16 protein-coding genes are annotated in these 14,310 nt (G+C 46.8%); 10 read left to right on the forward strand and 6 right to left on the reverse strand.

The window, feature by feature from the left end:
* Positions 1-395 precede the first annotated feature (395 nt).
* Positions 396-851: a hypothetical protein gene (locus IR195_RS07545; protein ID WP_206049174.1), complete on the forward strand. Its 456-nt coding sequence runs from the start codon at positions 396-398 to the stop codon at positions 849-851.
* Between the two features lie 98 nt (positions 852-949).
* On the forward strand, positions 950-1,330 hold the full coding sequence (locus IR195_RS07550; RefSeq protein ID WP_206049175.1) for a hypothetical protein: 381 nt from the start codon (positions 950-952) through the stop codon (positions 1,328-1,330).
* Positions 1,331-1,408: 78 nt separating this feature from the next.
* Here IR195_RS07550 and IR195_RS07555 read toward each other — a convergent pair whose 3' ends face one another.
* Positions 1,409-1,681, reverse strand: coding sequence for a Txe/YoeB family addiction module toxin (locus IR195_RS07555; protein ID WP_146943885.1), 273 nt, complete (start codon positions 1,679-1,681; stop codon positions 1,409-1,411).
* A complete protein-coding gene (locus IR195_RS07560; RefSeq protein ID WP_172420550.1) occupies positions 1,662-1,934 on the reverse strand; it encodes a type II toxin-antitoxin system Phd/YefM family antitoxin in 273 nt (90 codons plus the stop codon). The genes IR195_RS07555 and IR195_RS07560 overlap by 20 nt, the downstream gene beginning before the upstream one ends.
* Before the next feature lie 1,360 nt (positions 1,935-3,294).
* On the opposite strand from IR195_RS07560, the gene IR195_RS07565 reads away from it, so the two are divergent.
* The 5 genes from IR195_RS07565 (at position 3,295) to rho (ending at position 8,744) form a co-directional block, all read left to right on the forward strand.
* Complete coding sequence (locus IR195_RS07565; RefSeq protein ID WP_206049176.1) at positions 3,295-4,404, forward strand: hypothetical protein; 1,110 nt, start codon at positions 3,295-3,297, stop codon at positions 4,402-4,404.
* A 67-nt stretch (positions 4,405-4,471) separates the two neighbouring features.
* On the forward strand, positions 4,472-5,443 hold the full coding sequence (locus IR195_RS07570; protein WP_206049177.1) for a restriction endonuclease: 972 nt from the start codon (positions 4,472-4,474) through the stop codon (positions 5,441-5,443).
* Positions 5,444-5,596: 153 nt separating this feature from the next.
* On the forward strand, positions 5,597-6,778 hold the full coding sequence (locus IR195_RS07575; protein WP_206049178.1) for a ComEA family DNA-binding protein: 1,182 nt from the start codon (positions 5,597-5,599) through the stop codon (positions 6,776-6,778).
* 655 nt (positions 6,779-7,433) lie between these two features.
* Positions 7,434-7,685 carry a helix-turn-helix domain-containing protein gene (locus tag IR195_RS07580; RefSeq protein ID WP_206049179.1) on the forward strand — a complete coding sequence of 84 codons (252 nt, stop codon included), beginning with the start codon at positions 7,434-7,436 and terminating at the stop codon, positions 7,683-7,685.
* Between the two features lie 102 nt (positions 7,686-7,787).
* Positions 7,788-8,744, forward strand: coding sequence for a transcription termination factor Rho (rho, locus tag IR195_RS07585; RefSeq protein WP_206049180.1), 957 nt, complete (start codon positions 7,788-7,790; stop codon positions 8,742-8,744).
* Positions 8,745-8,798: 54 nt separating this feature from the next.
* On the opposite strand, the gene IR195_RS07590 is transcribed toward rho, so the two are convergent.
* A complete protein-coding gene (locus tag IR195_RS07590; protein ID WP_206049181.1) occupies positions 8,799-9,995 on the reverse strand; it encodes a DEAD/DEAH box helicase in 1,197 nt (398 codons plus the stop codon).
* Positions 9,996-10,502: 507 nt separating this feature from the next.
* Here IR195_RS07590 and IR195_RS07595 point away from each other — a divergent pair.
* From IR195_RS07595 to IR195_RS07605, 3 genes are all read left to right on the forward strand, one after another.
* The gene (locus IR195_RS07595) at positions 10,503-10,997 is read left to right on the forward strand and encodes a hypothetical protein (RefSeq protein WP_206049182.1); all 495 of its coding nucleotides are present in this window, start codon (positions 10,503-10,505) and stop codon (positions 10,995-10,997) included.
* An 85-nt stretch (positions 10,998-11,082) separates the two neighbouring features.
* The gene (locus IR195_RS07600; protein WP_125747167.1) at positions 11,083-11,514 is read left to right on the forward strand and encodes a GNAT family N-acetyltransferase; all 432 of its coding nucleotides are present in this window, start codon (positions 11,083-11,085) and stop codon (positions 11,512-11,514) included.
* A 247-nt stretch (positions 11,515-11,761) separates the two neighbouring features.
* Positions 11,762-12,088: a DUF7709 family protein gene (locus IR195_RS07605; protein WP_206049183.1), complete on the forward strand. Its 327-nt coding sequence runs from the start codon at positions 11,762-11,764 to the stop codon at positions 12,086-12,088.
* Positions 12,089-12,238: 150 nt separating this feature from the next.
* On the opposite strand, the gene IR195_RS07610 is transcribed toward IR195_RS07605, so the two are convergent.
* The 3 genes from IR195_RS07610 to IR195_RS07620 are packed head-to-tail and all read right to left on the reverse strand — an operon-like array spanning position 12,239 to position 14,310.
* On the reverse strand, positions 12,239-12,784 hold the full coding sequence (locus IR195_RS07610; RefSeq protein WP_206049184.1) for a pyridoxamine 5'-phosphate oxidase family protein: 546 nt from the start codon (positions 12,782-12,784) through the stop codon (positions 12,239-12,241).
* A gap of 2 nt (positions 12,785-12,786) precedes the next feature.
* Positions 12,787-13,119 carry a hypothetical protein gene (locus IR195_RS07615; protein WP_125747175.1) on the reverse strand — a complete coding sequence of 111 codons (333 nt, stop codon included), beginning with the start codon at positions 13,117-13,119 and terminating at the stop codon, positions 12,787-12,789.
* A gap of 15 nt (positions 13,120-13,134) precedes the next feature.
* Positions 13,135-14,310 (reverse strand): peptidogalycan biosysnthesis protein, encoded by a 1,176-nt coding sequence (locus tag IR195_RS07620; RefSeq protein ID WP_206049185.1) that lies wholly within the window; start codon positions 14,308-14,310, stop codon positions 13,135-13,137.

Below are 14,310 nucleotides of genomic sequence, written 5' to 3' on the forward strand. Positions count from 1 at the left end.
GCGCTTCAGCGCGCGATGATCACGCCACATAAGCAATCTAGCCACCCCGTAGCGCGGACGTAACGCTTGGCGAGGAACGAGCCAAAAGGCACCCGCAGCGGCGGCCCGGCGCGAAGGCAGCGTCAACTGCCCAAAGCCTGCTCCAGCTCAATTTCTCTTCAAAACCACGTGACCTAAGTAAGATTTATCAATAAAGTATGATTAAATCGTAAAAACGAGCCAGCACGCAAATTTTGGATATGTTGCCATGCTGGGTAAATAAAGTTATAAAAACAGTGGTTTATGATTTTTTGGGTGGCTGGATAACACCAATAAACGTGCTGGCATGCTCAAGGGTGTTATGCAGCAGGCTATATAATCGCTGTTAGAGCTACCAAGTACATGAGGATCGCATCATGGGTATTTTAGAAACCGTAATTGCAGGTTTGATCGTTGCTGCAATAAGTGGCGGTACTGGCTACGGCATAAAAGCGATTAGGGCCAAGAAGAAAATCCGTGGTGCACCAAGAAAGTACGTGGAACGTATTGGGGAAATGATTGATAGAGCCTATGAGGAGGGTCCAGGCAATGTTGTTGTTCATGCTAAGGCAATCGTTGCAACTCGAGATTCATTAAGAGGTTCACTTCAGCAAGCTTCAAGTAAACTTAACTCGCAAATAGATGCCTTGGCTGAAAGCGTAGGCTTGCCCTTTCAGCGAAGCGAGAGTTGGGAAGTATCTCAGGAAAAAGGTGAAGTGAACTCAGAAAAAGCGTGGGAAATGATTCAAGTGCTAAAGAAATACTGGCCAGCAAAGGGTATGGAAATTGAGTATGAAATCAAGAAGATATTGGCCGAGCTTGATCTCGACTAGGCCTTGCTCTAACAAAGCCATCAAATTCGCTCCCTATGGTCGCCGGACGCTCGCAACTCGCGCCGTTTATGGCGGCGTTAGGCCATAAGGAGATAACGATGTTTGGGTGGTTGAAGAAAAACAATAAGGGTCCAGATTACTCTGGCGTTGATTCAAGAGAGAAAGCTGAGGTGCTATTCCAGAAAGGAGAGCTTCAGAAGCTACTGCTTCTGCCTTCCGAATTCGGTGGCGAAGATGTTCCGCCGAACGTCGTGTATGTGCCAGCTTTCGCAGTTGAACTTAAAGCGAGTACCGATCAAAACGTCATTTTGCCTCTTGCCCAAGAGGGCAAGGTAAGTCGTTACAACGCAGCTCCAGAGTACGAGGGTAAAAGCTTTATCCCTGCGGCAATCAACATCGAGGCTAGCGACCCCGGCTCCTTTACGTACAGAGTAGCAATTTGGGGCAAGGCGCTGAGTGAGTCCAATGCAAAGACCTAACCAAACGGTCAACTGGGCGCCAAAAGCGTGGAGCTTTTGGTTCCCTCCGCTGGCGCTCCGGCGCCGGTTACCTCAGCGTTAGGGCTGGTCGTAATGCCCTCCGATAGCAAAAACGTAAATGGATTTGTCGTCGAATCGGTATATGAGTCTGTCTTTCTGTGAGATGCGCCGTGACCACAAGCCTGATAAATTGTGCTTAAGTGGTTCAGGTTTGCCGATCCCTGTTGATGGATCGTCAGAGCGGAGCATTTCTTTCAGCAATCTGCAGAGAGCTTTGTGGAGTTTCTTGTCTTTCTCTCGCATCTTTTCATAGGCTTCCCAGGTGCTGCCCTCAAATACCAGTGATCTCATTCATCTGCTCGTCATTAGGTATGTATCCCTGGCCACGGTTGTGAGTATCGAGGGAGGCCGCAATCTGCTGCATCAGGTCTCGGTTCTGAAGAACATGCAGGGTTTCTTGTTCCCTTTCCCAGTCTTCAGCACTCATAATCACGAAAGCCTCTCCGGCGCGGCGCGTCACCTTAAGGGGCTCATGTTTGCTAATAACCTGTTCTACAAGGCTTTTCAGGTTATCTCTAAATTTGTTGACACTGACGATATCCATAACTCCACCATTGCGTACGGAAACTCCGTACAACTATATCGCAATAGCCCTAACAAGGCTAGCCCCCGGCGACGCCTCCATTCCGTAGCCGCGCGTGCTGAGCGGCGTTATATGCAAGGAGAGTATCGTGGTATCACCAATCGTAAAATCGGGTGAATGGCTTACAGCAAATACCCATTGAGGCTCTCTAACGTGGTAATTCACCACTGGTAAACCGAGTTGCTCCTTGCAGATTGGTCTGGGCACTAGACATTCATCGGTTAACCAGCCTCTGTCCTATTCAAACAGCGGGTTACTTTACGGTCCCAGTTAGTTTCAGGTTCAGCGCCGGTGTAAGCTCACTCGATCAGGGTATTGGTGCGCGTCAGTAGGATGGATAATTAAAGCGATGGCTTCGAGTTGGGTGTAGAAGTCGGGCTTCAGATCTCAAGGTCAGTCAGCAGATGCCCAATTTCAGCATCGATATTGCGCTAAGTTGTCGGATTGTGAGGGGGCTCAGTTGTTCTCTGGTGCTGAAATTCTTCAAATTAACCTTGTTGGGTGGCAGGTTGTACTGACTCGCTATGTTGACAATATGGGCTTTGAGATCAGTACCGTGACGAACTAGCTCCGTTCGGTAGAAAAGCAGGTTTCGGGTAGCTCGCATACTGCGAAGGTAGACATACGCGATCCAGTACCTCGCCTCACCACAGCTCTACACAGGTAGCAACTGAAGTCTCTGGAGCCGCTGAGTCCAATGGATGACACTTCTGAACACCTGTAGAGATGAGTGCCCTGTTTGTAACTGCCCGCTGCTAACACTGGGCTTTCAACGTTGCATGATGAGGCACGGTGCCTAATAAGGCGAAGGAAATGACTGCTTCTCCCCAGCTGTCATTCCCGCATGCTTTTAGCGGGAATCTATTTTGATTTAAGTACCTTGGCTTCGGCTGAAAAGGTCAACTTGGATTCCCGATAACCCCACTCTGGAATTGCGGGGCTGAGGTGGGGCAGAAATAATAGGGATGAGGGGAGCCGGTTCAAACTTCTCGAAGCGAGCGTTTGAGCGCGAAAATCTCTCAAAAGCAGATAGAAATGCGTTTTCCAAGGCAGCGCCAGCTGCCCAAAGCCTGCTCCAGCTCAATTTTTCTTCAAAGCCACGTGACCTAAGCCAAATTTATCAATAAAGTATGATTAAATCGTAAAAACGAGCCGGCACGCGAATTTTGGATATGTTGCCATGCGAGATAAATAAAGCTATAAAAACAGTGGTTTATGATTTTTTTGGGTGGCTAGATAACACCAACAAACGTGCTGGCATGTTCAAGGGTGTTATGTAGCAGGCTATATAATTACTGTTAAAAACCTAGGGAAGTCCGAAATGAGTCGAAAGTTTATTTCTCAAAAGAAACAGACAAAAGAAGAGCTTTTTGACTCCCTAGTCAAGAATGCAATAGACTTTTTGGATTCATCGCTTGATGATTTGGAAAAGAGGCCTAAGAACTCTATTGTTGATTTTTATACCTCAATTGAGTTGTTTCTTAAGGCTCGTTTGATGGATGAGCATTGGACTCTTATTCTTAGTAAACCCGAAACTGCAAGTATTGACAGTTTTAGAGTTGGGGACTTTCATTCCGTTTTCCTAGGGGACGCAATCAAAAGACTTAAGTCCATCGTCAGTGAACATCTTGATCAGACCACAATTGATAACTTCAAAGCGTTAGGTGAGCACCGTAATCAAATAGTTCATTTTGCTCATTCTGATTACGCTGATTTGTCCGCAACGAAGGCCGGTGTGGTAGTGGAGCAGTGGGCATCTTGGCATCACCTGCACACCTTGTTAACAGAAAAATGGAAAGATGTTTTTCAGTTGTATCAAAAAGAGTTTAATCGCATCCACAGACGAATGATGGGGCAAAAAGACTTTATCTTAGCTAGATACAACGAACTAAAACCAAAAATAGAAATAGAAGTAAAATCAGGAAAAAAGGTTATTGATTGTCAGCATTGCGGAATGTTGGCGGCCGTTGTCAAAGAGGAACATAAGTGGGGTTCTGATTGTAGCTGTATTGTTTGTGGGGTTTCAGACACCGCAGTAGTATCAACAAGAGAAAGTATCGAGTGTCCAAACTGCCATAAAGATTTCGAGTTTTTTAATAAAAACTTAGATGCCTGCCCACACTGTGAAACAGCTATTACGACGGAGCAGCTCATTGATTTATGTGAAGCCAAGTACACTGAGGGAGATGACTGGTGGGAAAAGGGACAACCACATATAGCAGGATGCCATAGGTGCCAACACGAAAGACCCTCTGTATTTTTTATTGACGGACTGTGGAGTTGCGTATCTTGTTTTGATAGAGGATGGCAGGCAATATCTTGTCCCCATTGCGACGAATTCGTAACTGGCGGCATGGAAACAATTCAGTATTTCGCTTGTTATAAATGCGAAGATGAAGCTAGAGAACGATTCAAAGCAGACGGTTTTTAACAATGCATTGCAGCGGACAAGCCGCTGAATGCGGCGTTAACCATTGATCGGACAAGAAAATAGGACTATGCAACTAGCAAGTTGGCAACAAAACTTTGTTGATCAGTATCTATCATCTGATGCAAAGAAATCCCTGCTGGTTTCTATGCCAGGGACTGGGAAAACAATTACTGCTCTAACGGCGGCTCGGAGCAAGATTGAACGTGGTGATGCTTCACGTGTTGTTATCGTATCCGACGGGAAAATACTGCAATATCAATGGGCGGAGGTTGCCAAGCAAATAGGTCTTGAAATCTATCTTGACTCAATATCTGCGCCCAGTAATTTGTCAGTGACCTATCAGGCGATAGGCAGGAATAAGAAAGAATTTGATGAAATGGTAAGCGCCGAGAACGCCATTTTTATCTTTGATGGCGTAGCTAACCTTGGAAGAAAAACCGAGGATTTAGGCGAGAACATTCTGTTAAAAAGCCCAAATAGTAAGCTTCTGTACTTAAGTTCAACTCCGGTTCAGGGGGGGCAGTTTGATTGGACTCACGAAATGGGACGTGAGTTCATCTATCAACCGGAAATTATAGGGCTCCCTGAAACAAAAATAGAAATTGCGCAATATTCACCCAGTATCAGACTTGTTGAACAGTTAAAATCCCCGGATTTTTCTCTTGAAAGTATGTCTTGGCGACAGTTTGAAGTTTTCATTTCTAGGTTGCTGGAGTCAGATGGATATGAAATTGAATTGATGGATGGAATGAAGGATGGTGGCGTAGATATTGTTGCCGTAAAGAATATGAAGGAGGCTGGCCTATATAAAACTTTATGGCAGGCAAAAAAGTATAAGAAATCTAATAAAGTAGGTATTCCGGCTATTCGAGAGTTAGCTGATGTTCGAAACGAGTTTGGAGCTAGCAAAGGTATTTTAGTTACAACTAGCTTTCTTACACGTGGTGCTCTAGAAAGGGTATATCGTGATAATTTCATACTTGGAAAAGTGGATAAGAAAGATCTTAGTGAATGGATAAATCGGAAGCTTTTCGAGTAAACGGTTAACAAGGCGCGTAAGGCGGACAGCTTTCAGCCGCCGCTTCGATCAGCGTTATGTGTTTCTTCAATCTACCGTTAGTTTCATCAAATTAATAGGTATTGAAATCAGTATAATACGCTCTGTTCTTATTATTAAGTCTAGGAAAATTAAGTGGATAAAAAGAAAAATGAAGCGCTTACTCTTGTTGAACAAAGCCTAAATGAGCTTGAGTCTTCAAAAGGCACGTTAATTGCGGCGGTGCAGAAGCTGCAGCGGGCAGCTAGCTTAGTTGACGATGAAGAGATTGTCATCTGGTGTAAAGTCCAACAAGGTGACCCCTGTTATACAGATAAGCTAAAGGGGCTTATCGAGTTGTTGATTGAAGTTAATACGTCACCCACAGATGAACTTAGACAACAAGTAAATGAATGTTATGCAGACCTAGAATCTATAGGGTTAAAAGCTGATCTTCATTGCAGTATCGAAGAATTAAACGTAAAAAATGATGATAGCGGTGGTGGTTATTCAAATATTGGTTTTATACAAGAGAAATATCTTGATTTAGTGAAACTAAAAAAGGGAAATGACAAAACTTACTATAAAAATCATCTACAAAAACATATCGCTTATGTAAAAAGAAAAGCGCACGATCTTGCATCAGACCTATATTCAAAGATCAAGTTCTCAGGGACGGTCTCTAGCTGTTTCGATGTACTCAAATCAGAAGTTGATGATCAGATATTGGATTTAAATCCTGAACTCGCGGAGCAATTGATGCTTGCGTTCAAGAGTGTGTCGTCAAACAACCCTGAAGAATGGTCTCATGCATTAACTACTTGTAGACGCCTTCTCGAAGGCTTAGCAGATGAACTTTTCCCTGTAACAACAGAGTCAGTAAACGGTAGGGCTTTGAAGCAAGGTCAATATGTTAATAGACTTTGGGCATTTATGGATAAATCTATAGAGTCTGCTAGCAATAGAGAGCTTGCAAAAACTCATGTTGATTTTCTTGGTTCTTGGTTAGAGAAAGTAAATAAACTAACTAATAAGGGAGTTCATGCTGAGCTTGAGCAAATAGAAGCTGTTAAAGCTGTATTCCATACATACATGGTTATCGCTGATCTGTTGGGCTATTTAGCCAAGAAGCCTACTGGTCAATCATCCAAAATAAACATTAATGAAGCATCGATTGATCAGCTGGAAGCTCTTTTAGGCGTTGGGCGAAACACCGCAAAAGAGATATTCAAATACCGAATCAAAGAAGGTTACATCAATAAAGTCTCTCTAAGGACTATACCTGGTGTTGGTGAAAAGACACTGCAAAAAGCAGAGTTGGAGTTTGAAATAGACTGAAACACATAACAAAGCATTTAAGAGTGATTCGCAACGCTTGGCGTTTTCGCTTCGCTCAAGTATAGCCAAGCGTCGCTCACACCTTAATGCGGCGTTGTAGCTGTACTAAAAGCCGCTGATGCCTAGTTTTGGCATAGTCGGAAAACAGACAGAAAATAGTCATTAATCGGCGGCTACAACCTACATCCTGATGTAAGTATCGCGCCTACCGCACATACTTAGCTGCTGAGAGGAATCATGGAAGATTTAATAGGCAACGAGCAGATAGGATCAGTAACAGCCCGCTGCTAACACCGGGCATTCAACGTTGCCTGATTAGGCACGGTGCCTAATAAGGCGAAGGAAATGACTGCTTCTCCCCAGCTGTCATTCCCGCATGCTTTTAGCGGGAATCTATTTTGATTTAAGTACCTTGGCTTCGGCTGAAAAGGTCAACTTGGATTCCCGATAACCCCACTCGGGAATGACGGGGCTAAGGCGATTAGGGAATGATGGGATTGAGGTGGCTCTGGAATGACGGGGCTGAGAGGTTCTGGAATTGCGGGGCTGAGGTGGGGCGGAAATAATAGGGATGAGGGGAACCGGTTCATACTTCTCGGAACGAGCGTTCGAGCGCGAAAATCTCTCAAAAGTAGATTGAAATGCGATTTCCAAGTTGGTCAATCTGCTTGTTAATGCCGCATTGGAGAAGCATCATGGCTCGTTCCTAGGAAGTATTGCTCAGGTTTTGCAAGAAGCCATCGACCTTAATGCGGCTAAAGCGCATCGGCCGGAGCCGGTTGATGTCGCTGCTTTGCGTAAGAAATTGGGCATGACCCATATGGGGTTTGCAGCTAAATTTTGTATTAGCGGCGCGCATTGGACACGCGGTGATGATGTCGTCGCCAAAGAGCTACAAGCCGTCTAAGAGCCTTATCGTAACCCACCACCCAATGCGCCATTCAGTGAAGAAGCGCTCAGATGCAATTATTCTATTAATCCAGGCTATTCAAGGCGATCCATCAATATTATGGCGAGAAAAACACTCAGTCTGAAAACGAAAAGGCAGCTAGATGCCAAGCCCGCTGATGAAGTTGAAAGTCCATTTCCTGATGATCCCGAAAAGCGTTTTTTAAATGGCGTGGCGATTCATCCTAGCCCTCGCATTGTTTTAGAGCTTGGCTCTTCGCAGCGTAGTGTGCGGGCGATGGATTTGATTACGCCCATTGGGATGGGGCAGCGCGGGTTGATTGTTGCGCCGCCGGGCTCTGGCAAAACGACGCTGTTAAAACATATCTGTCAGGCAGTGGCAGCAGCCCATCCTGACATAAAGTTGTATGCCTTGCTGATTGATGAACGCCCTGAAGAAGTGACCGATTTTAGGCGCAGTGTATCGGCAGAAGTCCATGCCTCATCTTCAGACGAAAGCTACTCACACCATATGCGTTTGGCCGATAAGCTTCTTGAGACGGCGCGTAAGCAGGCAGGCGAGGGGCATGATGTGATGATTGTGATCGATTCGCTTACCAGGCTCTCGCGGGTGCATAATGCCGAGCAGCGCGGCAATGGTCGTACTATGTCGGGTGGGCTGGATAGCCGTGCGATGGAAATACCACGCAAACTGTTTGGCGCTGCGAGAAAGATCGAAAACGGTGGGTCGCTCACCATTCTGGCCACCGTACTGGTGGATACCGGAAGCCGTATGGATCAGGTGATTTTCGAGGAGTTTAAGGGCACGGGCAATATGGAAATTGTGCTATCACGGGAAGTGGCGAATCAACGGATTTTCCCGGCGATAGATATTGCCAAAAGCAGTACCCGCCGAGAAGAGCTATTGATTGATGCGAAAGATATTGAAAAAGTACGCGCATTGCGTCGAGCGTTGACACATCTTAAGCCAGTAGAAGGCGCGCAGAAACTGCTGGCGTTATTGGATAAATATCCAACCAATGCCGAGCTATTAGATGCGTTTTTACCCGCCTCGTAAATGTAGGCGATCAAGAAGCTCACTTTTGTAAGAGGTGAGCTTCTTTGCTAGTTCTTAGCGATTACTTCTTTTGGCATGGTTCAAGTTAGAAACGGGGACGGCTTTTTTAACCGGGAAGCCCCCAACTTCTTTGCGCTCAATAATGTTGTTTAAGCGCTTTTCAATCGCACAAAGGTTCTTAAAGTCACTGATGTCGACAAGAGAGATGGCTTCACCTGAGGCACCCGCGCGGCCGGTGCGGCCAATGCGGTGGATGTACTCTTCTGGCTGGAAAGGTAAATCGTAATTCACCACGCGGCTCAGCTCACCAATATCCAACCCCCGAGCGGCGACGCCCGTGGCCACTAGGTACTTCAGTTCGCCTGTTTTGAACTGCGCCAGAATCTTTTCGCGCATGGCCTGGCTTCTGCCACCATGAATGGAATCCGCTTGAATACCGCGCTTTTCCAGTTGAGCAACCAGCTTGGCTGCACTGTGTTTTTTCTCGACAAAAATCAGCGCCTGATCCCACGCTTGCTCGTTGATCAAGTGGCTCAACAGGGCAGACTTGGTGTCTTTGTCTACCGTGATTAGCCACTGTTTGATAGTCGCAGCGGCGCGAATGCTGGGAGAGATGGAGATATCAGCCGCTAGGTCGGTCATCTTACTATCTGAAAAACCGTAGGCCAGGGCGCGAACGTCGCCGGTCATGGTGGCTGAAAACAGTAGGTTCTGACGGTTTTCAGGCAGGCGTACTAAGATTTTGTGGATGTCATCGACAAAACCCATGTCGACCATTCTGTCCGCTTCGTCCAGCACCATAACTTCAAGTTCATCAAAGTGCAGCGCACGCTGATGCGCCAAATCAAGCAACCTGCCTGGCGTGGCGACCAGAATATCCACTCCTTCGATTAGCCGCTCTTTTTGTGGCGCGGTATCCACACCACCATACACGGCCATAGAGGTTAACTGCGTGTGTTTAGCGTATTGAGCCACATTGGCTTCGACCTGAACCGCTAACTCACGGGTCGGCACTAGAATCAGCGCGCGTATGCGTTTGCCGCGTAATGCTTCCGCTTGGCTGAATCGTTCTAGCAGTGGCAGAACAAAGGCCGCGGTTTTGCCTGTGCCTGTTTGTGCGGTGGCGATTAAGTCTTTGCCCGAAAGAATGGCTGGAATCGCTTGTTCCTGGATGGGCGTTGGCGTTTTGTAACCGAGCTCGGTAATCGCTTGAACAAGAGGACGGGATAAGCCTAGTTTTGAAAATGGCATGAGGTGCTCAGACAGATGGTCGTCAGGTGTGTCGAAAATAAAAGATGACGCAGTATAGCGTAAAAGCAGCCATTCATTACTCGAATAGAATAATTAGCGTAATTGTGTGGAATGGCGCAGTTTATGACCAAAGGGAAGAGATTAACTGAATGAATAGTAAGTGATTTTTTATGGTGCGTTTTGATTTTTATGATCTTTTAAAATTCCGAACACGGTGCGTTTGAATTATTATTAGTGCTTATTAAGTAGATTAGCTTTTACTAAGCAGCCGACCATGGCAGTGGAGTCGCTTTAAGCCACGCGTATTTTCGAGCCACAATTGCGGGTGCGCTGCGCTTACCACGCACTACAAAATCAAACGATGGCACGTTTGTGTGCGGCGTAACGCTTAGCGAGAAACGAGCCATAAGGCGCCCACGATGGCGGCGCAGCGCATTCAATTAATATCTGGCCGTGTGGTCTATTCACTGTGAAGGTTGAAGGAGCGTATATGAAAAAGGAGGAGACGTGCATCATTTAGCAGCTCAATGGATTGTGGAGTTACTGAGAGAAAGGAGTATTCCTTTTTTGATCTGCGGGGGACTCGCAGCAAAGGGGTATGGTTCAGAGCGTGAGCTTAATGACATCGACTTGTTTGTCCCCGGCGAGTACTTTGCGTCAGTGGTTCAGGCCGGTCAGCGGTTTGTATCCAAAGCTGCCGCTCACCGCCAGGAGGAAGGCTGGGATCTAACCTACGTCCAGTTCAAGTATGAAGGTATTAAAGTGGAGGTGGGTAACGCTGACGACTCACAAATTTTCGATGCAAGTAGCGAAACCTGGGTGCCGCTCAACATAGATTTTTCTCGTTATTTGACGGTGCATTTATTGGGTCTTGAGCTTCCTCTTATGCTTAAGGATGATCTGGTGCGGTATAAATCTATACTCGCACGGCCGGTGGATATCGAAGATGTCTGCGCTATCCGTGAGAACGAGGAGCCAGGTAATTCACCCAGTGACAGGTGAGGAGGTTCGAGGAGAAAGAGTGATGAAAATAGTCACTAGAGAAGTGCGTCTGCGCATGAGTTTCAGTCAACTGTAGAGAAGTACGATGATCGTAGAAAATGTGCTCCCTGAAAATTATGCAGAGATGCTTAATGTTTGGGAAGAGTCAGTCCGAGCAACTCATGACTTTATAACGGAAGAAGATATTGAGTTTTTTAAACCAATTATCATTGAGCAGGCGTTTCCCGCTGTTACATTGAGGTGCGTTAAAGATGAACGTGGTTCAATCCTAGGTTTTTTGGGTGCCCAAAACTCAAAGATTGAAATGCTATTCATCCTGAATGAAGCGCGAGGGCAAGGCATAGGTAAGGCACTACTGCAATATGCGATTGAGCAGTTAGGTGCAACCAACGTGGACGTCAATGAACAAAACCCACAGGCTGTTGGATTTTACGAGCATATGGGGTTCAAGGTAGTTTCACGCTCACCCATTGATGATATGGGAAAACCCTTTCCAATTCTGCATATGACACTTTAAGGTTCGGTTTGTGGTAACCAAATTTGCTAGAAGAAACGCCCGAGGCTAATAACCTTGGGCGTTTCCGTATGGGTAAGAAAACCTCAGAACAGCGTGTTCGAGGTAGATTCGCAACGCTTGGCATTTAAGGTTTGAGTTGGCTTAAGTGGTTACGGCACAATGATCTAGCGAAATAGTGGCGTTGTTCACACCGTAACGTGGCTCTAGCTGTTTAAAAGTAGAGCCGCTTGAAAAAAGGAGAGTGCTAATGAAAAAAAGCGTTGAACATACGGAGCAGTTGGCCGCTGTAAATCAGAAAGTCGTTAGCGGTGGGGAAGTTCTTCCTTCGGTTCATCTCAAAGATGGCAGTAAGGTTCAGACGGGAACGGTTGCCACGATGCTCTATAACATTAATCTTTATAACGCTGGCGAGCGAGGCCAAGTAGAAAAAGAGCTTGAACTTGCCGTTCCAACGCTTGTGAAGGTTGGTCTGTTTGACCTTTTTCCTATTGAGGACTGGATCGCGGGTGATAATCCCGGCCGATGCTTTGTAGGTGAATGCGCAAAAACGTATTTGGCTCGTGTCGGCAGCTAAATATGGGCGTTAGCCGTAGGCTACAGGTTTGAGGGGCTTTTGCCGTCCGCTGGCTAGCTCTTAATGAATACGATTCTTCATGAATACGCTGAGTGGCTTGGCTATCTTGTTGAGCAACGCTCTTAGCCACCACGAAGCGCATTTTGCAGGTCAAGCTAACTGCGAAATATCGACCGCAATTCGTTGGTCCACTTTGTCCTCTCGCCATTGATCCAGATCGAGCAACCACAGACTATGTGGACGCATTTCATAGAATCGTCTTCGTCCTCCTGTGAGGAAATCTGTGAGTGGCAGTTCCCAGGATTTCCTTAACTCTGGATCGGGAAAGTTCAAGCGATAGTACAAGGTATGGATAGCGGCTGCTTCTTCATCGGGCACGGCGCGGCCATCTCCAAAGAGCTGCAAACCATCTAAGCCAGCGGGAGGTGATAACTCGCCGAGATCGGTGCGAAAGATTGAACCCGACAGCATGGGTTGTCGGTCGATGTTAATCGAATGTTGAGCCTGGGTCATGGAGTACCAGATAAGGCGCAGTGGAGAGCGAAGCACTACATAGTTGACGGTGGATGCCCAGGGCGTTCCAGTATCGTTGCAGGTGGCCAATGTGATGAAAGAAGCTGTATCCAGAAGTCGGTTCGCACGTGTGTGTAGTGTTGTTGTTGTTGTTGTTGTTGTTGTTGTCGTATGCTCCGTCATGCTTAACTCTCCAGTTGAATATCGTTCATGAGTCGGGAGTCAATGATTTCCCACCATTTTTCCTGTTCGATCCGCCTTGCCTCCCACTCTGGATCTTTGCAGCGCTGTGAAACTGCCTTGCGGTAGGCACCCCAGGCCGCTTCGTCTTCGAAAGCTACCGAGTGCTCCAGGCAGTGCACATTATTACCGATAACGTAGTTGAACCAACGTGGCTCATGAACCATGTCCAAGCCATCGTAGAACCATGATTGACGTGAGCGTATCCACTCCCAGAACTCTTTTGTGTGGGTTCGTGCATGCTCGGTAGGCTGAAGAATATAGACTAGATGAAGCATGAATCTCTCCTATTATCAGATGATTCCATCGTTGAACCATTCCGAGGCCAGATGTTTGCGGAACCTGTTCTGGTGACTGTCAACGACTGCGAAGTTGTGCTTCTTCACAAGGTCATCCGCTAATTTTTCTTTTCTAAAAATTGCGACGGTGGCGAGTGGCTCGATGCATCCTCCACGTTTTGCTTTCGCATCCAAGGCTGAAACTGAGAGGTGGGATGTCTTTAGGCCATGCTTGGGTGCGTATCTTAAAGGTGCGTAGTAACTGAGAACGAAGTAACGGAAGTCGTCCTTCTCCTCTGTGTAGTCGAAACCGAAATATCGTGCGTGAAGCGAATTTCCGAAACGATAAAAGATGGTGGCAGCATTTATCTTCCCCTTGTTTCGGGAAAGGGCGACGATCGAGTGATCAATGACGTTGGACTGGTGCTGACTCATGAAAACCTTGCGCATCCATGCTGCTCCAGTGGTCGCGCCGTGTTTGGATCGGTTCATGGCAACAAGGTTGACCAGTATTTCCTCTAGTACTGGCGTAATAGGTGACCACTCTATTTGGTTTCCTTGATCGTGGAAGGCATTTATTTCGGCTCGTGTGCGTGTTCGATAGTGTTTCTTCCAGGACGAGATAGTGTCGTCTAAACCTCCTGGTGAGATGTGCTGGGAAGCTTCGGCATCATGAAGCAGCACTTGTGCATCAGGGTGGTGTGAGGCGACATACAAAGCTCTTTTCAACGGCATATAGGGCAGTAGAACGCCAGCCAACCCATCATGATTGGCTTTGTTTTGGAGCTCATGAAGCAGCAGTGCCAGCGCTTCTTGATGACGAGCCCCATGCCCGCAGATCAGCTCATTATGCGTAGAGCGGTATGCTCCCACCCACAGAAATTTTTCCTTCCATGGCCCTGGCAACTCTGTAAACCAGTGTGAGGGGGCAAACAGAGGGTCATCAGGCTGTCCTTCCCATATTGGGCAGCCTGCCAAAAGCCCTCCAGGGCCGAAAGCCGCCAGTACAGAGCGTGGTCGACTGAAGTATTCAAGAGACTGTAACCATCTGTAGCTATTAAAAAAATTGCTGTCTTCGACCAGTGAGTCCCACTCGTGATGGTCAAGAGAACTGATCGAATTGAACCAGCGAGCCCAGACGGCTCCGAAGGGAGGCAGGGAGGTGGTGGTGGACACGGGAGGTGTCAACAC

It is taken from the genome of Vreelandella venusta (assembly GCF_015689495.1).
Classification (GTDB): domain Bacteria; phylum Pseudomonadota; class Gammaproteobacteria; order Pseudomonadales; family Halomonadaceae; genus Vreelandella; species Vreelandella venusta.

What these genes read in the sequence shown, in the direction of transcription:
- IR195_RS07610 (WP_206049184.1), bottom strand. Translation starts at nt 12,784, where the DNA reads ATGACGGAGCATACGACAACAACAACAACAACAACAACAACAACACTA.
- IR195_RS07555 (WP_146943885.1), bottom strand. Translation starts at nt 1,681, where the DNA reads ATGAGATCACTGGTATTTGAGGGCAGCACCTGGGAAGCCTATGAAAAG.
- rho (WP_206049180.1), top strand. Translation starts at nt 7,788, where the DNA reads ATGGCGAGAAAAACACTCAGTCTGAAAACGAAAAGGCAGCTAGATGCC.
- IR195_RS07600 (WP_125747167.1), top strand. Translation starts at nt 11,083, where the DNA reads ATGATCGTAGAAAATGTGCTCCCTGAAAATTATGCAGAGATGCTTAAT.
- IR195_RS07545 (WP_206049174.1), top strand. Translation starts at nt 396, where the DNA reads ATGGGTATTTTAGAAACCGTAATTGCAGGTTTGATCGTTGCTGCAATA.
- IR195_RS07605 (WP_206049183.1), top strand. Translation starts at nt 11,762, where the DNA reads ATGAAAAAAAGCGTTGAACATACGGAGCAGTTGGCCGCTGTAAATCAG.
- IR195_RS07570 (WP_206049177.1), top strand. Translation starts at nt 4,472, where the DNA reads ATGCAACTAGCAAGTTGGCAACAAAACTTTGTTGATCAGTATCTATCA.
- IR195_RS07565 (WP_206049176.1), top strand. Translation starts at nt 3,295, where the DNA reads ATGAGTCGAAAGTTTATTTCTCAAAAGAAACAGACAAAAGAAGAGCTT.
- IR195_RS07615 (WP_125747175.1), bottom strand. Translation starts at nt 13,119, where the DNA reads ATGCTTCATCTAGTCTATATTCTTCAGCCTACCGAGCATGCACGAACC.
- IR195_RS07550 (WP_206049175.1), top strand. Translation starts at nt 950, where the DNA reads ATGTTTGGGTGGTTGAAGAAAAACAATAAGGGTCCAGATTACTCTGGC.
- IR195_RS07590 (WP_206049181.1), bottom strand. Translation starts at nt 9,995, where the DNA reads ATGCCATTTTCAAAACTAGGCTTATCCCGTCCTCTTGTTCAAGCGATT.
- IR195_RS07560 (WP_172420550.1), bottom strand. Translation starts at nt 1,934, where the DNA reads ATGGATATCGTCAGTGTCAACAAATTTAGAGATAACCTGAAAAGCCTT.